The 22,411-nt window shown below is 70.3% G+C and carries 20 protein-coding genes; 10 read left to right on the top strand and 10 right to left on the bottom strand.

What is annotated here, in order from left to right; all coding sequences use genetic code 11:
- Positions 1–10: 10 nt before the first annotated feature.
- The 5 genes from FHG71_RS12795 (at position 11) to FHG71_RS12815 (ending at position 5,261) form a co-directional block, all read left to right on the top strand.
- Positions 11–583 (top strand): tetratricopeptide repeat protein, encoded by a 573-nt coding sequence (locus tag FHG71_RS12795; RefSeq protein WP_176559412.1) that lies wholly within the window; start codon positions 11–13, stop codon positions 581–583.
- Positions 584–613: 30 nt separating this feature from the next.
- On the top strand, positions 614–3,811 hold the full coding sequence (locus FHG71_RS12800; RefSeq protein WP_139082082.1) for a helicase-related protein: 3,198 nt from the start codon (positions 614–616) through the stop codon (positions 3,809–3,811).
- A 30-nt stretch (positions 3,812–3,841) separates the two neighbouring features.
- Positions 3,842–4,162, top strand: a complete 321-nt coding sequence (locus FHG71_RS12805; RefSeq protein WP_139082083.1) for an RNA-binding S4 domain-containing protein — start codon at positions 3,842–3,844, stop codon at positions 4,160–4,162.
- Positions 4,163–4,215: 53 nt separating this feature from the next.
- Entirely contained in the window at positions 4,216–4,551 is a 336-nt protein-coding gene (fdxA, locus tag FHG71_RS12810; RefSeq protein ID WP_139082084.1) for a ferredoxin FdxA, read from the top strand.
- Between the two features lie 200 nt (positions 4,552–4,751).
- A complete protein-coding gene (locus FHG71_RS12815) occupies positions 4,752–5,261 on the top strand; it encodes a CarD family transcriptional regulator (protein WP_139082085.1) in 510 nt (169 codons plus the stop codon).
- Positions 5,262–5,324: 63 nt separating this feature from the next.
- Here the strand turns inward: FHG71_RS12815 and FHG71_RS12820 are convergent, their stop codons facing one another.
- A complete protein-coding gene (locus tag FHG71_RS12820) occupies positions 5,325–5,567 on the bottom strand; it encodes a hypothetical protein (RefSeq protein ID WP_139082086.1) in 243 nt (80 codons plus the stop codon).
- Positions 5,568–6,015: 448 nt separating this feature from the next.
- Between FHG71_RS12820 and FHG71_RS12825 the strand changes: the two genes are divergently transcribed.
- The 3 genes from FHG71_RS12825 to FHG71_RS12835 all read left to right on the top strand — a co-directional run bounded on the left by FHG71_RS12825 (position 6,016) and on the right by FHG71_RS12835 (position 10,528).
- Positions 6,016–7,053, top strand: coding sequence for a ligase-associated DNA damage response exonuclease (locus tag FHG71_RS12825; protein WP_139082087.1), 1,038 nt, complete (start codon positions 6,016–6,018; stop codon positions 7,051–7,053).
- Positions 7,050–8,639, top strand: coding sequence for an ATP-dependent DNA ligase (locus FHG71_RS12830; protein WP_139082088.1), 1,590 nt, complete (start codon positions 7,050–7,052; stop codon positions 8,637–8,639). The genes FHG71_RS12825 and FHG71_RS12830 overlap by 4 nt, the downstream gene beginning before the upstream one ends.
- Before the next feature lie 68 nt (positions 8,640–8,707).
- Positions 8,708–10,528, top strand: coding sequence for a M3 family oligoendopeptidase (locus tag FHG71_RS12835; protein WP_139082089.1), 1,821 nt, complete (start codon positions 8,708–8,710; stop codon positions 10,526–10,528).
- Between the two features lie 7 nt (positions 10,529–10,535).
- Here the strand turns inward: FHG71_RS12835 and FHG71_RS12840 are convergent, their stop codons facing one another.
- From FHG71_RS12840 to FHG71_RS12860, 5 genes are all read right to left on the bottom strand, one after another.
- Positions 10,536–10,847 (bottom strand): DUF4389 domain-containing protein, encoded by a 312-nt coding sequence (locus FHG71_RS12840; RefSeq protein ID WP_139082090.1) that lies wholly within the window; start codon positions 10,845–10,847, stop codon positions 10,536–10,538.
- A 73-nt stretch (positions 10,848–10,920) separates the two neighbouring features.
- On the bottom strand, positions 10,921–11,610 hold the full coding sequence (locus FHG71_RS12845; protein ID WP_246045439.1) for an NAD(P)-dependent oxidoreductase: 690 nt from the start codon (positions 11,608–11,610) through the stop codon (positions 10,921–10,923).
- A gap of 69 nt (positions 11,611–11,679) precedes the next feature.
- Positions 11,680–12,657: a Gfo/Idh/MocA family protein gene (locus FHG71_RS12850; protein ID WP_139082091.1), complete on the bottom strand. Its 978-nt coding sequence runs from the start codon at positions 12,655–12,657 to the stop codon at positions 11,680–11,682.
- Positions 12,658–12,717: 60 nt separating this feature from the next.
- Positions 12,718–13,614, bottom strand: a complete 897-nt coding sequence (gene rpoH / locus FHG71_RS12855) for an RNA polymerase sigma factor RpoH (protein WP_139082092.1) — start codon at positions 13,612–13,614, stop codon at positions 12,718–12,720.
- A gap of 144 nt (positions 13,615–13,758) precedes the next feature.
- On the bottom strand, positions 13,759–14,778 hold the full coding sequence (locus tag FHG71_RS12860; RefSeq protein WP_139082093.1) for an RluA family pseudouridine synthase: 1,020 nt from the start codon (positions 14,776–14,778) through the stop codon (positions 13,759–13,761).
- Between FHG71_RS12860 and FHG71_RS12865 the strand changes: the two genes are divergently transcribed.
- Positions 14,777–15,070 (top strand): DUF6476 family protein, encoded by a 294-nt coding sequence (locus FHG71_RS12865; protein WP_139082094.1) that lies wholly within the window; start codon positions 14,777–14,779, stop codon positions 15,068–15,070. The two genes, FHG71_RS12860 and FHG71_RS12865, sit on opposite strands and share 2 nt — an antisense overlap.
- Before the next feature lie 63 nt (positions 15,071–15,133).
- Here the strand turns inward: FHG71_RS12865 and FHG71_RS12870 are convergent, their stop codons facing one another.
- From FHG71_RS12870 to FHG71_RS12885, 4 genes are read right to left on the bottom strand one after another with little or no spacing between them, the layout of a single operon-like run.
- Positions 15,134–16,501, bottom strand: a complete 1,368-nt coding sequence (locus tag FHG71_RS12870) for an ATP-binding protein (RefSeq protein WP_139082095.1) — start codon at positions 16,499–16,501, stop codon at positions 15,134–15,136.
- A 21-nt stretch (positions 16,502–16,522) separates the two neighbouring features.
- Positions 16,523–17,383 carry a sensor histidine kinase gene (locus FHG71_RS12875; RefSeq protein WP_139082096.1) on the bottom strand — a complete coding sequence of 287 codons (861 nt, stop codon included), beginning with the start codon at positions 17,381–17,383 and terminating at the stop codon, positions 16,523–16,525.
- Positions 17,380–17,922 (bottom strand): putative pterin-binding protein, encoded by a 543-nt coding sequence (locus FHG71_RS12880; RefSeq protein ID WP_218014088.1) that lies wholly within the window; start codon positions 17,920–17,922, stop codon positions 17,380–17,382. The genes FHG71_RS12875 and FHG71_RS12880 overlap by 4 nt, the downstream gene beginning before the upstream one ends.
- Positions 17,919–18,971, bottom strand: a complete 1,053-nt coding sequence (locus FHG71_RS12885; RefSeq protein WP_139082097.1) for an HD domain-containing phosphohydrolase — start codon at positions 18,969–18,971, stop codon at positions 17,919–17,921. The genes FHG71_RS12880 and FHG71_RS12885 overlap by 4 nt, the downstream gene beginning before the upstream one ends.
- A gap of 259 nt (positions 18,972–19,230) precedes the next feature.
- Between FHG71_RS12885 and FHG71_RS12890 the strand changes: the two genes are divergently transcribed.
- Entirely contained in the window at positions 19,231–22,398 is a 3,168-nt protein-coding gene (locus tag FHG71_RS12890) for a PAS domain-containing protein (protein WP_139082098.1), read from the top strand.
- The last annotated feature ends 13 nt before the right edge of the window (positions 22,399–22,411 follow it).

The raw sequence follows: 22,411 nt of genomic DNA on the forward strand, positions 1-22,411 counted from the left end.
CAGATGGGTTATGGGACCGCGCCCCCTCCTCATCAAATCTGTCGTTGCGGCATCGCTGGCCGTCTTTCTGCTCACCAGCCCGCTCCATGCGCAGGCTACCGACGCCGAGAAGGAGGCCGACCTCCTCCGGCAGCTGGCCGAGGCCGAATCGCCCGACGCCGCCGCCCGCATCGACGGCGAGCTGCGCGCGCTCTGGGGCCGCTCGGGCTCGGCCGCCATCGACCTCCTGCTCCGCCGCGGCCGCGACGCGCTGGAGGCGGGCCGGCCCGACGAGGCGGTCGAGCATTTCAGCGCCGCCATCGACTGGGCTCCCGACTTCGCCGAACCCTACGTGGGCCGCGCCTCGGCCTTCTACCTGACCGGCCAGGCGGGTCCCGCCATCGACGACCTCCGGCAGGCGCTGGTGCTCAACCCCAACCACTGGGAGGCCCTCCAGGGCTTCGCGGCCATCCTCGAAGAGGTGGACCGCCCCGAGGACGCCCTTGAAGTCTGGCGGCGGGTGCACGACATGAATCCGCAGAACCCCCAGGCCAGCGAAGCCGTGTCCCGCCTCGAGCGTTCCCTCGACGGCCGGACCCTCTGACCCCCGGCGCGGAAGGCGCGCGCTTTTCCCATGACCCCCTCCCGCGTCACGGCCGTCCTCGGCCCCACGAACACCGGCAAGACCCATTATGCCATCGAGCGGATGCTGGCGCACCGCACGGGCGTCATCGGCCTGCCGCTCCGCCTCCTCGCCCGCGAGGTCTATGACCGCATCGTCAAGCTGCGCGGCCCCTCGGTCGTGGCGCTCGTCACCGGCGAGGAGCGGATCGTCCCCGACCGGGCCCAGTACTGGGTCTGCACCGTCGAGGCGATGCCCGACGGCATGGGCGCCGACTTCCTCGCCGTGGACGAGATCCAGCTCTGCGCCGACCCCGAGCGCGGCCACGTCTTCACCGACCGCCTCCTGAACTCGCGCGGGCTGCACGAGACGCTGTTCCTGGGCTCGCTCACCATGCGCAACGCCATCGCGGGCCTCGTCCCCGGCGTGCAGTTCCTGACGCGCGAGCGGTTCTCGACCCTCACCTACACCGGGCCCAAGAAGATCAGCCGGATGCCGGAACGGGCCGCCATCGTCGGCTTCTCGGTCGAGAACGTCTACGCCATCGCCGAATACATCCGACGCACGCGCGGCGGCGCGGCGGTGGTCATGGGCGCGCTCTCGCCCCGCACCCGCAACGCCCAGGTGGACCTTTACCAGAACGGCGAGGTCGACTTCCTCGTGGCCACCGACGCCATCGGCATGGGCCTCAACCTCGACATCAGCCACGTCGCCTTCTCGGGGCTCCTGAAGTTCGACGGCCACCGGATGCGCGAACTGGCCCCCGACGAGCTGGCGCAGATCGCGGGACGCGCCGGCCGGCACACCCAGAACGGCACCTTCGGCGTCACCGGCGAGGCGCACGACCTCGACCCCGAGGTGATCGACCAGATCGAGAACCACCAGTTCCGCCCCGTGACGCGGCTGATGTGGCGCAACTCGCGCCTCCAGTTCGGCTCGGTCAAGCGCCTCCTCCAGACCCTGGAGGAGCGCACGCAGAATCCCTGGCTGGGCCGGGTGCGCGAATCCGACGACCTCGGCGCCCTGCGCGCGCTCTCGGCCGACGCCGAGGTGATGGCCCGCGCCTCCGACGGCCCTTCGGTCCGGCTCCTCTGGGACGTCTGCCGCATCCCCGACTTCCGCGGCATCTCCAAGGGCGAGCACGCGGGGCTCCTGGGCCAGATCTACAACTTCCTGCACGAGAAGGGCCGCGTCCCCGCCGACTGGCTGGGCGACGCCGTGCGCCGCATCGACCGGACCGAGGGCGACATCGACACCCTGTCGAAGCGCCTCGCCTACATCCGGACCTGGACCTATGTGGCCCAGCGCAAGGGCTGGGTGCATGACGAGGGTTATTGGCGCGACGAGACCCGTCGGGTAGAAGACCGCCTGTCGGACGCGCTGCACCAGGCTCTGACGGAACGTTTCGTGGACCGGCGGACGAGCACCCTCGCCCGGCGGCTCAGACAAAGGGAGGTCCTCGTGGCCGAAGTCGATGACAAGGGCGCCGTGACGGTGGAGGGGCATGCCGTGGGGCGGCTCGAAGGGTTCCGCTTCCGCGCGGAGCGGGTGGACAACCCCGACGAGGCCCGGACGCTGCGGCAGGCCGCCGCGCAGGCGCTGGCGCCGCAGTTCCACCTGCGCGCCGACCGCTTCTACAACGCGCCCGACACCGAGATCGACTTCACCGAGCAGGGCGGCCTCATGTGGGGCGAGCACGCCGTGGGCCGCCTCGCCAAGGGCACGGAGCCCCTCAAGCCCGAGGTGGTCGCCTTCGTCGACGAGGAAGCCGGGCCCGAGGTGGCCGCCAAGGTGCAGCGCCGCCTCCAGCACTTCATGGACCGCCGCATCGCCGCCGCCATGGAGCCGCTCTTCAACATGAGCCGTGACGAGACCCTGACCGGGCTCGCCAAGGGCTTCGCCTACCGTCTGGTCGAGAACCTGGGCCTCCTGCCGCGCGCCGATGTGCCCGAAGAGGTGAAGGCCCTCGACCCCGAGGCGCGCGCAGCCCTGCGCAAGCACGGCGTGCGGCTGGGCCAGTTCACCATCTTCATGCCCGCGCTCCTCAAGCCCGCGCCCACGCGCCTGCGCCTCGTGCTCTGGTCGCTCTGGAAGGGCCTCGACGAGTTCCCCTCCGCCCCGGCCGCCGGCCACGTCACCGTGCCCGTCCCGCAGGGGCTGCCGCAGGGCTACTGGTCCATGGCCGGCTACCGCGCCGCCGGAGAGCGCGCCATCCGCATCGACATGCTCGAACGGCTGGCCGACCTCCTGCGCGACAAGGACTCGAAGGGTGGCTTCGAGGCCAATCCCGACATGCTGTCGATCACCGGCCTCACGCTCGAAACCTTCGCCAAGCTGATGGAAGGCCTGGGCTACCGCGCCGAACGGGCCGAGCGGCCCAAGGTCCGCGCCGCCAAGGCCGCCATCCCGCCCACCCCCGAGACGCCCGAGACCCCCGTCGAGGAGCCCCCGGCCCCCCCGAACGAGACGCCCGCCCCCTCCGAGACGCCGTCCGAGGACCCCTCGCCCACGCCGGACATCCAGCCGGGCGAGCCCGCCGAGGTGCCGCAGCCCGACCTGCCCGACCCCGGCGTGCCCGAGACGCCCCCGGACGTGCCGCAGGAGGTTCCCGTCGAGGAGCCCACCGAGGCGCCCGCCACGACTCCGGCCGAGCTGCCGGGCGACATGCCCGCCGACATCCCCATCTCAACGCCCAGCGAGATGCCGGGCAGCGACATCCCCATGGAGATGCCCTACGACACCCCCATGGAGATGCCCGGAAGCCCCTACGCCTCGGCCCAGCCGGTCGAAACCGAGGTCTTCTACACGTTCACCTGGGGCGGGCGCGGCAACCGCCGTCCGCAGCAGGGCGGCGAGCGGCGCGAAGGTCGCGGCACCCGCCGCGAGGGCCAGCCCGCGCGCGAAGGTCAGCCGAGGGGCGAGCGCCCGCAGGGCGAGCGCCGGGGCCCCCGCCCCGACCGTCCGGCCCAGGCGGCCGACGGCGAGCCCGCCCGCCGCGAAGGACGCCCGCAGGGCGACCGCCGCGACGGGCCCAAGGGCGGCAAGCCCCGCGGCGACCGTCCCGAGAAGGGCGGCGCCCGCCAGGACCGGCCCGAGCGCAACCGCGGCGCCCAGTCCTTCGAGGCGCGCCCCCCGCGCGAGGAGAAGCCGCGCCGGATCGACCCGGACAATCCCTTCGCCGCCGCGCTTGCGGGGTTCAAGCCCAAGTGACGGACGGGCGCCCATGACAGGACGGGTCGCGTGACCGACGAAGCCCGTCCCACCATCCGCCTCGACAAGTGGCTGTTCCAGGCGCGGTTCCTCAAGTCGCGCGGGCTGGCGGCCGACCTGATCGCCGAAGGGCGGCTCCGGGTGAACGGCCAGCCCACCGACAAGCCCGCGCGCGCCGTGGGCCCCGGCGACGTGCTGACCTTCGCGCTGCACGGCCGCGTCCGGGTCGTCCGCATCCTCGACCTGGGCGAGCGGCGCGGCCCCGCCGCCGAGGCGCAGGCGCTCTACGAGGACCTCGCCCCCCGTGATCCGCCGGCGGCGGGTCCCGATCCCGTGGCGCCCTCCGCTTGAATGATCCGGGCGGCGGGGTTAGGTCAGCCCCGACCAGGAGAGACCCGACCCCCATGACCTACATCGTCACCGAGAATTGCATCGCCTGCAAATACACCGACTGCGTGGAGGTGTGCCCCGTGGACTGCTTCTACGAGGGCGAGAACTTCCTGGTGATCCACCCGGACGAATGCATCGACTGCGGCGTCTGCGAGCCCGAGTGCCCCGCCGACGCCATCCGCCCCGACACCGAGCCTGACATGGCCAAGTGGGTCGAGTTCAACCGGAAATACGCCGAGCGCTGGCCCGTCATCACGCTCAAGAAGGACCCGCTGCCCACCGCCGAGGAGATGGACGGCAAGCCGGGCAAGATGTCGATGTTCAGCGAGGCGCCCGGCGAGGGAAGCTGACGGCCCCGGCGGGCCACCGAGCACAAGGCCGCGAGCCGCCCTTTCCCGGCTCGCGAATTTGTGCTATGCGAATGGGCAAATGACGTTCCACCCCACTTGAACCGACCGCTTCGCACGCCCACCTGACGGGAACCTGTTTCCGTCGGGTTTTCGCTTTGTCGCCGGCCCCCGCCCTGGCGCCCTGTACCGGAAGGACCCCCATGACCAAGACCAAGAAGAGCGAGTTCCGCCCCGACGACTTCGTTGTCTACCCCGCTCATGGCGTGGGCAAGATTATGTCGATCGAGGAGCAGGAGGTCGCCGGCTTCAAGCTCGAGCTGTTCGTCATCTCCTTCGAGAAGGACAAGATGACGCTGCGCGTGCCCACCAACAAGGCGGCCGAGGCCGGGCTTCGCCCGCTCGCGAACGCCGACACGGTGGCGCACGCCATGAAGACGCTCAAGGGCAAGGCCAAGGTCAAGAAGGCGATGTGGTCCCGCCGCGCCCAGGAGTACGAGCAGAAGATCAACTCGGGCGACCTCATCGCCATCGCCGAGGTGGTGCGCGACCTGCACCGCGCCGATGACCAGCGCGAGCAGTCCTATTCCGAGCGTCAGCTCTACGAGGCCGCGCTGGAGCGCCTGACCCGCGAATACGCCGCCGTCTCGGGCCGCGACGAGCGTGCCGCCGGCAAGGAGATCGAGGACGTGCTCGTCGGCCGCGCCGCCTGAGCCACTCGTCCGGCCGATGCAGGGGCCGCGTCCGCAGGGGCGCGGCCCGTTTCGCATCCGCCGTCAGCCTGTGGCGTCGCCGCCCGGCGCGCGATCCTCCCGCTCGACGATCAGGCGCGCGACCTCCGTCAGCTCCGCGACTACGCGCAGCATCGGCAGCCATGTGGGCTCTTCCGCCTCGTCCCGTTCCACGTCCAGCGTCAGATGCGTCCGCTCGCTCGTCGCCACGATGCGGAGCCGCCGCACCCGCCCGTCCGCGAAAAGACGCTGCACCGTCGCGACCAGGTCGCCGCTGCCGACGCTCAACGGGTCAGGCCTTCGGTGAAGGGGAAGGGGCGTCACGACGATCTCCCGGGCACCGGACGACGGCGCCGGCTCTCTCCAATGGTTGTCCGCTCCGGCGTCGGATCAACCGAAGCGAATGATGCTTTTGCGGCCTGTTGCGCGAATCGGGGGAGGACCGTTCGGTGCTGTAGGAAAGCGTTAACCCTTGCCTGCCACCTTGGCCTCATCACGGGGCCGCTGGCGGGACATCGCTCTCCCGTCTTCGGACGGCACCCCCGCTTCGCTCTTTGCAGGTCTTCGGAAGAGTGCCGTCGGACCGCCTGGGGACCCTGCCCCAGCCGCCGCGCGTCGTGGACGCGCCCCTCGCGGGACGGCGTGGCGTCCGCTCCCGCGACTTTCGGGCGCGACCGCGCAGGCAAGCGGTGACGGCCCGACTCCCCCTCGCCTCGCTTGGTGCTACCTTGGCGCCATGAGCGTTCTCACCTTCACCGACCGAGGCATCTACTGCCCCGCGGGCGACTTCTTCATCGACCCCTGGCGCCCCGTGTCCCGCGCGCTCATCACGCACGGGCATTCGGACCACGCGCGGGGCGGCATGGGCGCCTATCTGGCGACCGACCTCGCCGCCCCCGTCATGCGCCACCGCCTGGGCGACATCCGCCTCGACACGATCGTCTATGGCGAATCGCGCCGGATCGGCGGCGCCCAGGTCAGCTTCCATCCCGCCGGCCACGTCCCCGGCTCGGCCCAGATCCGGGTCGAGGTCGGGGGCGAGGTCTGGGTGGTCTCCGGCGACTACAAGGTGGTGGACGACGGCCTCTCGACCCCGTGGGAGCCCGTCCGCTGCCACGCCTTCATCAGCGAATGCACCTTCGGCCTGCCGGTCTTCCGCTGGCCCTCGCAGGAGGACATCGCGGCCGACCTCAACGCCTGGTGGTCCGCCAACGCGGCCGCTGGCCGGTTCTCCCTTCTCGGCGCCTACTCCCTCGGCAAGGCCCAGCGCCTCCTGCACATGCTGGACCCTGCCATCGCCCCCATCCTGACCCACGGCGCCGTCGAGGGCACCAACGAGGTGCTGCGCGCGCAGGGCCTCCCCCTTCCCCCCACGACGCGGGTCGTCGCGGGCCTCGACCTCAAGGCTCAGGCCGGCGCGCTTGTCGTCTGCCCGCCTTCCGCGCTCCACTCCACCTGGGCGCGCAAGTTCGGCGCGGCCTCCACCGCCGTCGCCTCGGGCTGGATGGCGCTGCGGGGAATCCGCCGCCGGCGCGGCACCGACCGGGGCTTCATCATGTCCGACCACGCCGACTGGCCCGGCCTCAACGAGGCGATCGGGGAAACCGGCGCGCACAAGGTCTTCGTCACCCACGGCTACACCGCCGCCTTCCGCCGCTGGCTGGAGGAGCAGGGCTACGACGCCGGAATCGTCGCCACCGACTACGCGGGCGACGAGGTGCTGGCCGAGGGCGAGGCACCCGCCGACATCATCGACGAGGACGCGCCCGAATGAAGGACTTCGCCGCCCTCTACGCCCGCCTCGACCAGACGACCCGGACAAACGCCAAGATCGCGGCGCTTGCGGACTACTTCCGCACAGCGCCCGACGCCGACAAGCTCTGGACCGTCGCCCTCTTCTCCGGCCGCCGCCCCCGCCGCACGATCACCGCGACGAGCCTGCGGGACTGGGCGGCCGAGAAGGCGGGCCTCCCCCTCTGGCTCTTCGAGGAGTCCCACGGCGTCGTGGGTGACCTGTCCGAGACGATCTCCCTGATCCTGCCCCCCGCCACGCGCGAATCGGACCAGCCCCTGTCCTACTGGATCGCCCGCCTCAAGGAACTGTCCGCCCTCCCCGAGGCCGAGCGCAGGCAGGGCATCCTCGACGCCTGGGACTCGCTCCCCGGCCCCGAGCGGTTCCTCTTCACCAAGCTCCTCACCGGCAGCTTCCGCGTGGGCGTCAGCCAGACGCTGATGACCAAGGCGCTGGCCCAGGCCACCGGCCTGCCAGAGCCCGAGGTCGCCCACCGCCTCATGGGCGACTGGAGCCCCGAGACGACGACCTGGGCACGCCTCCTTCACGAAGGCGAGGCGCGCGACGACACCGCCCGCCCCTACCCCTTCTACCTCGCCTACCAGCTCGACACTCCCGAGGACCTCGGAAACCCCACCGACTGGTTCGCCGAGCTGAAATGGGACGGCATCCGCGGCCAGCTCATCCTGCGCGAGGGGCGCCACCACCTCTGGAGCCGGGGCGAAGACCTCATCACCGACCGCTTCCCCGAACTCGCGCGCGCCATCGACTGGCTGCCCCACGGCACCGTCCTAGACGGCGAGATCCTGGCCTGGGCCGATGACCGGCCGATGACCTTCAACGCCCTCCAGCCCCGCATCGGCCGCAAGACCGTGCCGAAGGCGCTGCTGGCCTCCGCCCCGGTCGTCCTGATGGCCTACGACCTCCTCGAACAGGACGGCCACGACATCCGCCTGACGCCCTTCGCGGAACGCCGCCAGCGCCTCGACGCTCTTCTAACCGACCTCCCGCCCGAGGCCCCGCTCCGCCTCTCGCCACCCGTCCGGTTCGAGACTTTGGACGATCTCCGCGCCGCCCGCCTGCGCGCCCGCGAGGAGGGCGCCGAAGGGCTCATGCTCAAGCGCCTCGCCTCCCCTTATGGGAACGGCCGCAAGAAGGGCGACTGGTGGAAGTGGAAGGTGGACCCGCTCACCATCGACGCAGTGATGGTCTACGCCCAGGCGGGCTCGGGTCGCCGCGCCAATCTGTTCACAGACTTCACCTTCGCCGTGAAGCACGGCAACGAGCTCGTGCCCTTCACCAAGGCCTACAGCGGCCTCACCGACGCCGAGTTCCGCCAGATCACCGCCTGGGTGAACAAGCACACCGTCCAGAAGTTCGGCCCCGTCCGGCAGGTCGAGCCTGCCCAGGTCTTCGAGATCGGCTTCGAAGGCATCCAGGCCAGCCCCCGCCACAAGTCCGGCGTGGCGCTGCGCTTCCCCCGGATGCTCCGGTGGCGCAAGGACAAGCCGGTGGACGAGATCGACACCCTCGACACGCTCAAGGACCTCCTCGCCGCTCACGGCTAGGGGGGCCGCCCTTCCCACCTTCTCGCGCCGGGACTATCTTGGCCCGACACATTCGGAAGAGACAGCCCATGACGCACATCGTCTACGACGCCGAGACCGCCGCCCGCTCGGGCGGCCCCGACCTCGGCCAGCTTCCCGACTGGGACCTGTCCGACCTCTACTCCTCGCCCGACGCGCCCGAGCTGAAGCGCGACATGGACTGGCTGGAGGACGCCTGCCGCAGCTTCGCCGAGGATTACGAGGGCAAGCTCGCCACGCTCGACGCCCATGGCCTCCTCGATGCGGTGCTGCGCTACGAGCGCATCAGCCAGGTTTCGGGCCGGATCATGTCCTACGCCGGCCTGCGCTATTATCAGATGACCATGGACGGCGAGAGGGCCAAGTTCTTCTCGGACTGCCAGGACCGGATCACCACCTTCACCACCCCGCTCGTCTTCTGGGGGCTGGAGTTCAACCGCCTCGACGAGGACCACCTGAACAGCCTTCTGGGCCAGAGCCAGGAGCTGCACCGCTACAAGCCGGTCTTCGACCGGATGCGGGCGATGAAGCCGTACCAGCTTTCCGACGAGCTGGAGAAGTTCCTGCACGACCAGTCCGTCGTCGGCGCCTCGGCCTGGAACAAGCTCTTCGACGAAACCATCGCCGGCCTCGAATTCGAGGTGGACGGCGAGGCGCTCAACATCGAAGCCACGCTGAACCTCCTGACCGACAAGGATCGGGCACGGCGCGAGACGGGCTTCCAAGCGCTGGCCAAGGTCTTCGGGGACAGCACCCGCACCTTCGCGCGCATCCACAACACGCTCGCCAAGGAGAAGGAGGTCGAGGATCGTTGGCGCGGCCTCCCCACTCCTCAGACGGCCCGCCACCTCTCCAATCACGTCGAGCCCGAGGTGGTCGAGGCGCTGCGCAACGCCGTCGTGGCCGCCTATCCGCGCCTGTCGCACCGCTATTACCGGCTCAAGGCCAAGTGGCTCGGACTAGACCGGCTGCAGGTCTGGGATCGCAACGCCCCCCTGCCGACCGAGGACGACCGCCTCGTGAACTGGGAGCAGGCCCAGCGCACCGTGACCGAGGCCTACGCGGCGTTCGATCCGCGCATGGCCGACCTCGCCGCGCCCTTCTTCGCCAAGGGCTGGATCGATGCCGCCGTGAAGCCCGGCAAGGCCCCCGGCGCCTTCGCCCATCCCACGGTGACGGACGCGCATCCCTATGTGATGCTGAACTACCTGGGCAAGCCGCGCGACGTGATGACCCTGGCGCATGAACTGGGCCACGGCGTCCACCAGGTCCTCGCCGCAGGCCAGGGCGAACTCCTGTCCTCCACGCCCCTGACGCTGGCCGAGACGGCTTCGGTCTTCGGCGAGATGCTGACCTTCCGCAAGCTCCTCGCCGAGGCACCGGATACCAAGGCCAAGAAGGCGCTCCTTGCCGGCAAGGTCGAGGACATGATCAACACGGTCGTGCGCCAGATCGCCTTCTACGACTTCGAATCCAAGCTCCACGAGGCGCGCCGCCACGGCGAGCTGACGGTGGACGACATCAACGCGCTCTGGATGTCGGTGCAGGCGCAGTCCCTGGGCGACGCCTTCGACTTCGCGCCAGGCTACGAGACCTTCTGGGCCTACATCCCGCACTTCATCCATTCGCCCTTCTACGTCTACGCCTACGCCTTCGGCGACGGCCTCGTGAACGCGCTCTATGCCGTCTACGAGGAGGGCGATCCGGCCTTCCGCGACAAGTACTTCGACATGCTGAAAGCCGGCGGCTCAAAGCACCACAAGGAGCTGCTCGCCCCCTTCGGCCTCGACGCGAGCGATCCCACCTTCTGGGACAAGGGCCTCTCGATGATCGAAGGCCTCATCGATGAGCTGGAGCGGATGGAGGCCTGAGGCCTCCTCAGTCCAGCGGCCGCCACGGCCAGGGCTTGTCCTCCGTGTCGGCCGTCAAGTAGCGCGCCGCCCGGCCGCACCAGAGGCCGAGGCTGCGGCCCAGTTGCGCGATGTTGGCGTTGGGCTGCCGGCGGTTGGCGAGGACCAGCACGAACTGGATCAGCGTCAGCACGGTCATGACCGTCTGGAGCAGGCTGAACAGGATCGCGATGAGAACGGTGTTGAGCAGCCGGAGCCACAGGTTCTCGGCCAGTGGCCGCCTCTGAGGCACCTCCGGCTCGGGCAGATCGACGGGACGGGACAGATCGGTATCGGACATCTCGGGACTCCCTTTCAGGATGTCCTCAGACTATCCGATGGGTTCCCGCCCCACGTTGATCTGGCTCAAGTCCTCAGGCCAGCATCTCCAGAACGACCTTGGTCGAGGACTCCTCGAAATCCGGCTCGTCCCGCGCGATGGCCGGGGTGGCCCGCGACCAAGACCCGTTCACCGCGCAATCGAGCAGCAGCGCCGCGAGATCCCCGATCCGCGTGCGGATCAGGTCGGCCGGGATGACATCGGGCCCGATCCAGGCATCGGCCGTCGGCTCTCCCGGCATCAGCCAGCCCGGCCGCACGGCCGTCCAGTCGAGCCCCGACACACGGAGCAACGCCTCCATGCCCCGCATCTGGTCGAGCACGCGCGTCAGCGACGGGATCACGGCCGTACGGAAAAGGATTGGCCCCCGGTCCTTGGCCACGACGAAGCTGGCCGAGATCACGACGATGCGCCGCACACCTTCGGCCTGCATCGCTTCCACGATCCGCGCCGTTCCATCGACATAGAGCGGGGGCGGGTCGAGCAGGGTCGTGGGATGGTTCGACACGCCCAGGCAGGAGATGACGGCGTCCATCCCCCGAACCACCGGCCGCAGGTCGTCGTTCAGCACGTCGGCGGGGATGGCCTCGACCGTCTCGGGAAACGGCTCGGGCGCCTGAAGGGTGAGGTCGGAGGCGCGGACCCGATGGCCCAATGCCAGGGCCTGCCGCACGACCTCGCGGCCCGTGGCGCCTTCTGCGCCGAAGATCAGGAGCTGCTTCATGGTTCCCCCGCCGAATGACTCGTCCGGCAAGGGAACAATCGTCTCCGGCCTCCGTTCCCCGCTGCGGCGTCAGGCCGCCCCGCGCTCGGCCTCCAGCACCATGTCGATCATGCGCTGGGTCCCCGTGCTGAACTCCAGCGGGCAGGGATAGGCCACGCCCTCGCGCAGCGTCCGCCCGAAGTTCTCGACCTGCAGGACATAGTGGTTCACGCCGGGGAAGCGCTCGACGGTCCGGGTGCTGCCCGTCTCCAGCACGACCTGCGCAAGATCGTGGACATTGGCGTTGAAGGGCGCATAGGCCACGCGCACCACGCCCGCAGTCCCGTGGAACACCACCTCCTGCCGGTTGGCGAGCCGCATGGACACCATGCCGGAGTAGTCGAAGCCCGGGAACTCGGCCAGCACCTGCACATAGACGTCGACACCGTTGTCGCGCTTCACGTTCGCATGGCGGATGCGCGCGGGCTCCTGCCCCGACACGAAGCGGGTGCAGCCGAAGATGTAGACGCCAATGTCGCCCAGCGCCCCGCCCCCGGTCTCGGGTCGGTTGCGGATGTTGGTCATGTCGGTGAGGTTGAACGAGAACTCGGCCGAGACGTGCTTGAGCTCTCCGATGGCGCCGCCCTGCACCAGTTCCCTGGCGCGGATCCACTGCGGGTGATGCACGATCATGTAGGCCTCGGCGACCAGCAGCCCCGAGCGGTCCCGCGCCGCCACGAGCCGGTCGAACTCCGAGGCGTGCAGCGTCATCGGCTTCTCGCAGAGCACGTGCTTGCCCGCCTCGATGGCCTTCAGCGACCACTCGACATGCAGGTGGTTCGGCAGCGGGATATAGACCGCCTCCACCTCGGGGTCGGCCAGCAACGCCTCATAGGAGGAATGGACCTTGAGGCCCGGCGCGAACTCCTGGAACGGCTCGGCCTTGGCAGGGTCCGAGGTGGCCAGGGCGTAAAGTTCCGCCCCTTTCGCCGCGTGGATCGCAGGCGCCATGTGCTCGCGCGCGAAGTTCGCCGCCCCCAAGACGCCCCACCGGACCGGTTTCTGCATGGATCGACTCCCTGACAATGCGCCGCGACGCTAGCAGCCCCCGGCGCGGGCGCAATCAGGTCAGGCCGTTTCCAGCATCCCCCGTTCGCGTGCGAGCTCGGTCATGTGCTTCTGCAGCTTCTCGAAGGCACGGACCTCGATCTGCCGGATGCGCTCGCGCGAGACGCCGTAGCGCTCGGACAGTTCCTCCAGCGTCACCACGTCGTCGCGCAGGCGCCGCTGCATGAGCACGTCCCGCTCGCGATCGCTCAGCGTCTCCAGGGCGGCGTTCAGAAGCTCCCGCCGGGCTTCCAGCTCATCGCGCTCGGCGAAGGCGGTGGCCTGATCGGCGTCCTCGTCCTCCAGCCAGTCCTGCCACTGGGTCGAGCTTTCCTCGCTGGCGCCGACCTGCGCGTTGAGCGAGGCGTCGCCCCCCGACAGACGGCGGTTCATCGAGATGACCTCGTCCTCGGTCACCCCGAGGTCGGTGGCGATCTTCCTGACGTTCTCGGGCCGGAGGTCCCCTTCCTCCAGGGCGCCGATGCGAGCCTTCGCCTTCCGCAGATTGAAGAACAGCTTCTTCTGCGCCGAGGTCGTGCCCAGCTTCACGAGGCTCCAGGAGCGCAGAATGTATTCCTGGATCGCGGCGCGGATCCACCACATCGCGTAGGTCGCCAGCCGGAACCCCTTGTCCGGATCGAAGCGCTTGACCGCCTGCATCAGGCCCACGTTGGCCTCGGAAATGACCTCGGCCTGCGGGAGCCCGTAGCCGCGATAGCCCATGGCGATCTTGGCCGCGAGCCGCAGGTGCGAGGTCACCAGCCGATGCGCCGAGGCCGCGTCCTGATCCTCGACCCAACGCTTGGCGAGCATGTACTCCTCCTCCGGCTCCAGCATGGGAAACTTGCGGATTTCCTGGAGGTAGCGGTTCAGCCCCTGCTCGGGGGACGGGGCCGGAAGGTTCGCGTATGTCGCCATGAATGGATCCCTTTCGGAAAGTTCATCCCTTTAACATTCAGGCCGGTCTGACGCAAGGGAAATAACAGCGTAGGACACCTCCCGTTGACGAAAGGTGAACACCGCTGGATGAGGCCCGGATCGGGCACGACGGGTGACGCGGGCTCAACCGCCCAGCGCGCGCAGGAGTTCCGCCATATCGGAGGGAAGCGGCGATTCGAAGCGCAGCGCTTCGCCTGTGACCGGATGCACGAAGCCCAGCGTGGCGGCGTGGAGCGCCTGCCGGGGAAAGCCAACGACTGCGGCGGCGCCTGCCTCGCCCAAGGCGCGGGCCGAGGGCTTGCGGTGGCCCCCATAGACCGGATCCCCTATCAGGCCATGCCCGGCATAGGCCATATGGACACGGATCTGGTGCGTGCGCCCGGTCTCCAGCCAGCAGTCGACCAGAGCGGCTGCCGGCGGCGCCCCGAAGACCTGCACCACTCGGGCCCGGGTCACCGCATGGCGCCCGCCTTCCCAGGTCACGGCCTGCCGCTGCCGGTCCGTGCGATGACGGTCGAGGCGGGTGGCGATCCGCAGCACGCCGCCGGCCTCCCAAGTCACACCCCGCAACCCGGCCAGGCGCGGGTCGGACATGTCCGGGCGGCCATGACAGACGGCCATATAATGCCGCTCCACGTCATGCGCCTCGAACTGCGCAGCCAGACCCTGATGCGCCCGGTCGGACTTGGCGGCGACCAGAAGGCCGGAGGTGTCCTTGTCGATCCGGTGCACGATCCCTGGCCGCAGCATCCCGCCCACGCCCGAAAGCGAGTCGCCGCAATGATGGATCAGCGCATTGACCAGCGTTCCCGCCGGCGATCCCGGCGCCGGATGCACGACCATCCCGGCTGGCTTGTCCACGACGATGAGGTCGGCGTCTTCCCAGACGACCGAGAGCGGGATGGCCTCGGGCCCGATATGGCTTTCCTCCGGCGGGCCCAGCGTGATCTCGACCCGCGCCCCGGTTGCGACCGGCGCCGAGGGATCGACCGCCACCTGTCCGTCGACCCTCACCGCACCTTCGGTGATCAGCCGGGCCAGGCGGGACCGGCTCAGGCTCTCGTCTGGCACGTCGCGCGCCAGCGCCTTATCAAGGCGGCGGGGCGGCTCGGCCGCGATCTCGAAGCAAAGGCGCTCGCTCATGGACACGGCTCCCGAGGGTCCTCTCCCGCCTGGGTTGCGGGCGCTGCAGCGCCTCGTCATGGCGCTGATGGTGGTGATGATCCTGGGCTTCCTAGTGCTGATCGCCGCCCTTGTCATGCGGCTGAACGCGGACGGCCCTTCCCTGCCCCAAAGCGTGGACCTGCCCGAGGGAGCCAGGGCCACCGCCTTCACCCAGGGCGGCGACTGGTTCGCCGTCGTGACCGCCGACGATCGCATCCTGATCTATGATCGCCTGACCGGCCGCTTGCGGCAGACGCTCCTCGTCGAGTGAGGCCAGCTCGCATGAGCTTCGTCGCTTCGGAGTCCGCTCAAGGGAGCCGGCGTCAGCGCGGGATCAGGCGGCTGCCTGGGTGGCCGGCCCTCTGCCACACAAGCCGCGGATCGTTTCTGCACCCTGTTGCGCCGCCATTTGCAGCAGTATCAAGTCCGCCGGGCTCGGGTGCGGATCGGTCCGCAGCACCTGCGCCAGTCGGGCCGCCTCGGCCAGCCCAAGCGTCGCGGCTGCTCCCTTGAAGCTGTGGAGCAGGGCGTCGATCTGGATGTCGTCACGCTCCCGGCGCGCGGCCTCCAGAGACGCGGAGAGGCCATCAGCCTCGGCCAAGACCTCGTCGAGCAGCGCGACCACCGTCTCGGCCCCGATCGCCCCCAGGAGGTGCACGACGAGTCCCTCGTCCACTACCGGCCCCTGAAACCCCAACGGAGGCCTCCGAGGCGCGGGGTCAGGCTCGACGGGTTCGGCCTTGCCCTCGGCTTGAACCGCCGGAACGCCACGGAGGCCCGCTTCGGCCAGCACCTGGGCCAGCTTGTCCTGGGTCACGGGCTTGGGCACGAAGTCGTCCATTCCCGCACGCAGGCAGTCCTGGCGATCGCTGGTGAAGGCGTTTCCGGTCAGGCCGACGATCCGCACCCGGTCGCCGCGGCGGCGGATGGCCTGCGTGGCCTCGATCCCGCTCATGACCGGCATTTGCACGTCCATGAGCACCAGATCGTAGGCCTGATGCTCCAGGATGTCGACCGCCTCGGCCCCGTTGTGGACCATCGCGACCTCGACCCCGAGCCAGTCCAGAAGTCCCTTGGCCACAGCCCAGTTGATTGGATTGTCTTCGACCACGAGCACCCGGCCCGCGAAGGCATGGCCGGCTGCGTCGGCCGGGTCGCGCTGGCTTGGCGTCCGGGCGCCGCAGTATTGGGGGGCGTCGACGGGCAGTTCGATCCAGAAGGTGCTGCCCTGCCCCAGGCGGCTTTCGACGCCGATGCGCCCCTGGAGTCCTTCGACGATGCGCTTGCAGATAGCAAGGCCCAGGCCGGACCCCCCGAAGCTGCGCGAGGCCGACCCGTCCACCTGGCTGAAGTCGCGGAACAGCAGAGGTAGGCCCTCGGGGGCGATCCCGATGCCCGTATCGGTGATCTCGACTCGAAGGCGGTCAGGGGCGATCAGGCCGCCGCGCGCCGCCACCGATCCGTCTGCCGTGAACTTGACGGCGTTTCCGATGAGGTTGACGAGCACTTGCCGCAATCGGGCCGGATCGGTGCCGAGTTCGAGCGGCGGCAGGTCGACCTCCAGGCGTAGCCCCTTCATCTCGGCCCGAGGACCCAGCATGGCGACCAAGCTCTCGGCGATCTCGGGCAGGCGGACCCGATGGTGCTCGAACTCCACGCGGCCGGATTCGAGCTTGGAGAAGTCGAGGACATCGCTGATCACCTCGAGAAGGTGGTAGCCCGACTAACGGATCATCGACAGGTGGCGCGCCTGTTCGACCGACAGGTCGGCATGGGTCATCAGCTCGGCCGTTCCGATGATGCCGTTGAGCGGCGTACGGATCTCGTGGCTCATGGTCGCAAGGAACGTGGACTTGGCCCGGCTCGCGGCGCGGGCGCGCTTGGCCACCGCGCGGTTGCGCTCGCCCAGGATGGCGAGCTTGCGGCCCGCGGCGGCGATCAGGCGCATCTGAAGCGCCAGAAGCGTGACGATCCCGGCGAAGCCCACCACGAGCAGGCCCACGTTGAGGCCCAGCCGCTGCTGGAGGCGCCGCACCTCCTCCCGCTGCGCGACGATGGCTTGGTCGAGCGCGGCGTTGGTCCGCAGCACGAGCTCCGCCGTGTCGGCCTGCACCGGCGCCACCCGGTCCCGCAGGTCCCTGAGCGCAGGCACGCTGCGGGCTTCCGCTAGGGCATCCACCGCGGGGGCCAGTCCCAGGATGCCCTCGCGGACGAGGGCCGCCTGCGGCGACAGGCTATCCGTCCCCTCGAACTTGAGGCTGAACGAGCCGTTCTCCAAGAGCTGCGCCCGGCTGTAGAGGATGTCATACGCTTCGACCACCGATCCGAGGCTTGACCCTACGCCGTGCCAGAGCGCCCCGTCGATCGCCGCAGTCAGGCGGCTCACCTGCCGGTCGGTCTGGTAGACCGCCCACATCGCGTCCTCGCGGACGCTGTCGTCCATGGCCCGCCGACTTTCGCCGAGGAGGCCAAACAGGTGCAGCACGTTGACGAGGAGCACGAGACTCAGCCCGCTCAGGACCGCGAGGCCCCAACGGAGGGCCCGCGGGCCCGACCAGTCGGACCGGCGGCGCCAGCGTTTCACGCGAGGACCTCGACCCGGCTGACCTGCCAGACGGACCGCCCGAAATAGACCTCGTTGAAGAGGTCCGGCCGCTCGTCGAAAGGATAGATCACGAAGAGCGGTCCCTTGTCGCGGACCGAGATCTCCTGGCCGTCGATCCGCGTGGCCAGGATCACCGGGATGCCGCGTGCATCCTCCATGGGCATCTCGGCGGCGTAGTCGTTGAGTGCGACAATCCGCAGCGACGACCCCGTGGCGCCGGCGGCGCCGAGCACGGAGGCGATGGTAGGACCCGAGAAGCGCGGGCGTCCTTCATGCCAGGGCGTCGCCGTGATTGTATCACGCTGAGGAAGAGCGTCGAGAAGGGCGAGGTCGAAGGCGGCGGCCCCCTCGGCATTGGTGAGGCCCACGGCGCCGCTCACCGTCAGGATTACCTGGCCCGACGGCGGGGCCAGCGAGGCCCGGGCCATCCGGGGGGCGCCGAGGGCAGCGGTCGCGCCAAGCGCCAGGGCGGCCCCGAGAAACCGGCGTCGGGTCGGGGAAAAGCAACGTGGGGTCATGCCATGGTCTCCTGCAAGGGGTTGGGAATCTCGGAATAGAGCGCCTCCGCGGCGGGCCAGATGCGCAGGAGCGCGGCCACGCAGGAGGGATCGAAGGCGATGCCGGCCAGGCGCTCGATCTCGGCCCGGGCCTGGGCGGCGTCCCAGGCGGGCTTGTAGGGCCGGGCGCTGCGAAGGGCGTCCAGAACGTCAGCCACCGCGGCAATGCGGGCCGAGAGGGGGATGCGCTCGCCCGCAAGGCCGTGCGGGTAGCCCGACCCATCCCAGCGTTCGTGGTGGTAGAGCGCGACGTCATGGGCAAGGCGGATCAGGTCGCTGGTGCCGTCGCGCAGCACCTCGCCTCCCATGACGGCATGGCGGCGCATGACGTCGATCTCCTCGGGGCTCAGGCGACCGGGCTTGAGCAGGATCGAGTCCGGCAGCCCGATCTTGCCGGCGTCGTGCAGTTGCGCGGCCAGGAAAAGGTTCCGACAGGCCGCAGGTCCCCAGCCCAGCTCGGCCGCGATCAGGGCCGAGACGCGGGCCACGCGCAGGATGTGGTCGCCGGTCTGGTCGTCGCGATACTCGATGGCGCGGGCGAGGCGCAGGATCACCTCCTCCTCGCGCTGGGCGATGCGGCGGGTGGCGGCGGCCACCTCCTGCGCGAGATGCACCGCATGGTCGGCCAGCGCCGTCTGCGCCTGACGCAGCGCAAGGAGGTTGGCCACGCGCACGCGCAGTTCCTCCGGGTCGACGGGCTTGGTCAGGAAGTCGGTGGCCCCCGCGCGGATGGCCTCGATCCGCAGGGCGCGGTCGCCGTCGGCAGTGATCATCACGATCGGCACATGCTCGAAGCGGGGATCGGCGCGCAGGCGCCGAACCACGCCCACGCCGTCGAGGCCCGGCATCTGGTAGTCGACCACCACCAAGTCGAAGACCTTGCGCGCGCAACGGTCAAGCGCGGCGAGCGGATCGGAGAAGGCCTCGGCCCGCCAGTCCGACACGGATTCGATGACGCCCCGCAGGACGCCTAGGTTGACGCGGTGATCGTCTATCACGCAGAGGTCCATGATGCGCCCCCGACGCCTTGCCCAGCCATGCCGGCAGGATCGCAGATCGGGGTGAACGCTTCGTTTATGCCGCAGGCGCCAAAAATCTCTAATCTTATGCAACGGGTCGCCGGCCCGATGCGTCGACTTCCCGACAGGTCTGCCTATCCTTGTCAGGACGGATTGGGCGCGAGGGGAGCGGCGGCATGGGAATGGGGGCGGAATGCGCGGGGCCGGGACAGCCCGGCCCTCCGTCCGGGCCGCCGCGCGGGGGTGTTCCATGACCTCCGACCTCCTGATCGTCGACCCGGACCCTGCCAGACGCGCCGGGCTCTTGGACCGGCTGGGCGGGACCGTCCCCTGGCGCGAGGCGGCCACGGGGCGCGCGGGCCTGGAGGAGGTCCGGCGCCGGCGCCCCGAGGCGCTCCTGCTGGCCACGTACCTGCCGGACATGGACCTTGCCGCGTTCCTGCACGCCCTTCGCGAACCCCAGGAGGATCTGGCGGTCGCCGTGGTTCTCCTGGCCGATCCGGCGGACGAAGCGGCCGTGGTCACGGGCCTGCGCGAAGGGGCCGGTGACCATGTGGACCCGGCGCGGATCGACGGCGCGGGGCTCCGCTGCGCCATTCGGGTGGCGCAGGACCGGCTGGAGATGCGGCGGGCCCAGGCGACCGCCCTGCGGGAGAACGAGGCCAACCTGCGCCGCCGCGAGGCCGAGCTCGCCCGCGCGCATCGGGTCGGCCGCTCGGGCGGGCACGAGGTGGACCTGCGGGGCCCGCCCTTCCGCTCGCGCCGCTCGCCCGAATATCTCGCGCTGCACGGCCTGCCCCCGGAGGCCTGGAACGAGTCGCACGAGGACTGGCTGAGCCGGGTCCACCCGGACGACCGGGAGCGGACCGAGCGCGCCTTCCTCGACGCGCTGACCGGATCGGAGGACGAGTATCGCGTCGAATACCGCATCGTCCGCCCCAGCGACGGCGCGACGCGCTGGATCTCCGTGCTGGCCGAGATCGAGCGCGACGCGGAAGGGAAGCCGCTGCGCCTCTTTGGAACCCATACGGACGTCACGGACCGCAAGCTTGACGAGGAGCGGCTGCGCCTCGCGCTCGAGGCGGTGAACGGGATCGTCTACGACTGGGACATCCCCAGCGGGCAGGTGCTGCGCAGCGGGCAGGTGCAAGAGATCACGGGCTTCGACCCGGCCGGGATGCCCGCCGAGGCCAGCTGGTGGCACGAGCGGACCCATCCCGAGGACCTACCCCGGCTCGCCGCCGAAGCGCGGGCCGCCTTCGAGGCGGGAGCCGAGCGGCTCGAGGCGGAATACCGGTTCCGCCACCGCGACGGCCGCTGGCTGCAGCTGGCCGACCGCGCCCTGATCCTGCGCGGGCCGGAGGGGCCGGTGCGCCTGATCGGCAGCACGGTCGACGTCACCGCGCGTCGGCACGCCATGGCGGCCCTGCGCGACAGCGAGAGCCGCTACCGCGCCATCTTCGAGAATGCCGCCGTCGGCGTGGGCCGGGTGAGCCTGTCGGACATGCGCTGCCTCGATGTCAACGACGCGCTCTGCGCGATGCTGGGCTACACGCGCGAGGAGCTTCTGGCCCAGCCCTGGTCCCGGATCACCCATCCCGACGACGTGGAGCGTGACCTTTCGCAGTTCCGGCGCATGTCGGTTGGCGAGATCGACCGCTACGACGTCGAGAAGCGTTACCTGCGCAAGGACGGCCGCGTGGTCTGGGCGCGCTTGGCCGTGTCGCTCGTGCGCGACGCCGAGGGGCGGCCCGACTTCGAGATCGCCGTCGTCGAGGACATCACCGACCAGAAGATATCGGAGACGGCGCGACGCCAGAGCGAGGAGCGCTTCCGGCGGGTGATCGAAACCAACATCCTCGCCTTCGGCATCGGCGACCCCGACGGACGCGTCACCTATGTGAACGAGGCCTTCCTTCAGCTGGTCGGGCACAGCCGGGCCGAGTTCGAGGCGGGACTTCTCGACTGGCGCGCGCTGACCCCACCCGAGCACCGGGCGCTCGACGACGGCAAGATGGCGGAACTGCGCCGCAGCGGAACGGCTGCACCCTACGAAAAGGAATATGTTCTGCGCGACGGGCGCCGCGTTCCGATCCTCGTGGCGCTGACGCTGGCCGATCCCGAGGACGAGGAGCACGTGGCGGTCATCGTGGACCTGTCGGCGCAGAAGGCCGCCGAAGCCGCGCTCGCCCGCGCCAACGAGGCCTTGGAGGCCACGGTGGCCGATCGCACGCGCGAGCTGACCGAAACCGCCCGCGAGCTGGCCGCCGAGATGCGGCGGCGCGAGAAGGCGCAGGCCGACCTCCTCCAGGCGCAGAAGCTGGAGGCGCTAGGCCAGCTCACCGGGGGAATCGCACATGACTTCAACAACGTGCTGGCCGCGGTGCTGGGCACCTGTCGCCTGATCGCGCGGCGCACGCAGGACCCCGACGTGCGCGATCTCGTCCGCCACGGCGAGGCGGCGGCCGAGCGGGGCAGCGCCCTCGTGCGCCAGCTCACCGCCTTCGCGCGGCGCAGCCAGCTTGCCCCGATCCGGCTCGACCCCGCCTCGGCCCTGCCCCGGATCGAGCCTCTGATCGGCCAGGCCCTGGGCGCCGGCATCGCCTGCGAGATCTCCGTCGAGGACGGCGTCTGGCCGGTGCAGGTCGATTCCCATGCGCTCGAGATCGCGCTGGTGCATCTCGCCGCGAACGCGCGCGACGCCATGCCGGGGGGTGGCCGGCTGCGCATCCTGGCGCGCAACGAGGTGGGCTCGGGCGGCGAGCCGGACGGCGTGGCCTTCGTCGTTCAGGACACGGGCACTGGCATGGAGCCCGAGGTGCTTGCCCGCGCGGTCGAGCCCTTCTTCACCACCAAGGGCCCCGGCGAGGGGCCCGGCCTGGGGCTCGCGATGGTCCATGGCTTCGCCGAGCAGTCGGGCGGGCGCCTGCGGCTCGACAGCCGGCTCGGCGAAGGCACCACCGTCACGATCTGGCTGCCCCGCGCACCGGGCTTCGCTGCGCCCGCCGCGCCGGCCGAGGCGGGGTCCCACGGGAACGCGGGCCTCCTGCTCGTGGACGACGACCCGGCGCTGCGGGCGGTCACGGCGGCGCACCTGCGGGACCTGGGATACCGTGTGGCCGAGGCGTCGGGCGGCGAGGAGGCGCTGAGCGTGGCGCAGGGCGCCCATGCGCCCGACCTCGTGGTGACCGACGTCGTGATGCCGGGAATGGACGGAGTAGCGCTGGCGGCCCGGCTGCGGGCCGAGCGGCCCGACCTGCCCATCCTCTTCATGACCGGCCACGCCGGGACCCGGGCGCTCGCGGGAGAGGTCGTGCTGCGCAAGCCCTTCTCCGAGGACGAGCTGTCGCGCCGGATTCTCCAGATGCTGGGGCGCGTGCCCGTCGAGGGCGAGGCGGTCCCGGCGGCCCCCGGCTGACCCCCTGGACGCC

The organism is Rubellimicrobium roseum (assembly GCF_006152145.1).
Classification (GTDB): domain Bacteria; phylum Pseudomonadota; class Alphaproteobacteria; order Rhodobacterales; family Rhodobacteraceae; genus Rubellimicrobium; species Rubellimicrobium roseum.

Coding starts and splice junctions, on each gene's coding strand:
- FHG71_RS12795 (WP_176559412.1), top strand. CDS start 11: ATGGGACCGCGCCCCCTCCTCATCAAATCTGTCGTTGCGGCATCGCTG.
- FHG71_RS12800 (WP_139082082.1), top strand. CDS start 614: ATGACCCCCTCCCGCGTCACGGCCGTCCTCGGCCCCACGAACACCGGC.
- fdxA (WP_139082084.1), top strand. CDS start 4,216: ATGACCTACATCGTCACCGAGAATTGCATCGCCTGCAAATACACCGAC.
- FHG71_RS12815 (WP_139082085.1), top strand. CDS start 4,752: ATGACCAAGACCAAGAAGAGCGAGTTCCGCCCCGACGACTTCGTTGTC.
- FHG71_RS12825 (WP_139082087.1), top strand. CDS start 6,016: ATGAGCGTTCTCACCTTCACCGACCGAGGCATCTACTGCCCCGCGGGC.
- FHG71_RS12830 (WP_139082088.1), top strand. CDS start 7,050: ATGAAGGACTTCGCCGCCCTCTACGCCCGCCTCGACCAGACGACCCGG.
- FHG71_RS12835 (WP_139082089.1), top strand. CDS start 8,708: ATGACGCACATCGTCTACGACGCCGAGACCGCCGCCCGCTCGGGCGGC.
- FHG71_RS12840 (WP_139082090.1), bottom strand. CDS start 10,847: ATGTCCGATACCGATCTGTCCCGTCCCGTCGATCTGCCCGAGCCGGAG.
- FHG71_RS12845 (WP_246045439.1), bottom strand. CDS start 11,610: ATGAAGCAGCTCCTGATCTTCGGCGCAGAAGGCGCCACGGGCCGCGAG.
- FHG71_RS12850 (WP_139082091.1), bottom strand. CDS start 12,657: ATGCAGAAACCGGTCCGGTGGGGCGTCTTGGGGGCGGCGAACTTCGCG.
- rpoH (WP_139082092.1), bottom strand. CDS start 13,614: ATGGCGACATACGCGAACCTTCCGGCCCCGTCCCCCGAGCAGGGGCTG.
- FHG71_RS12865 (WP_139082094.1), top strand. CDS start 14,777: ATGGACACGGCTCCCGAGGGTCCTCTCCCGCCTGGGTTGCGGGCGCTG.
- FHG71_RS12860 (WP_139082093.1), bottom strand. CDS start 14,778: ATGAGCGAGCGCCTTTGCTTCGAGATCGCGGCCGAGCCGCCCCGCCGC.
- FHG71_RS12880 (WP_218014088.1), bottom strand. CDS start 17,922: ATGACCCCACGTTGCTTTTCCCCGACCCGACGCCGGTTTCTCGGGGCC.
- FHG71_RS12885 (WP_139082097.1), bottom strand. CDS start 18,971: ATGGACCTCTGCGTGATAGACGATCACCGCGTCAACCTAGGCGTCCTG.
- FHG71_RS12890 (WP_139082098.1), top strand. CDS start 19,231: ATGACCTCCGACCTCCTGATCGTCGACCCGGACCCTGCCAGACGCGCC.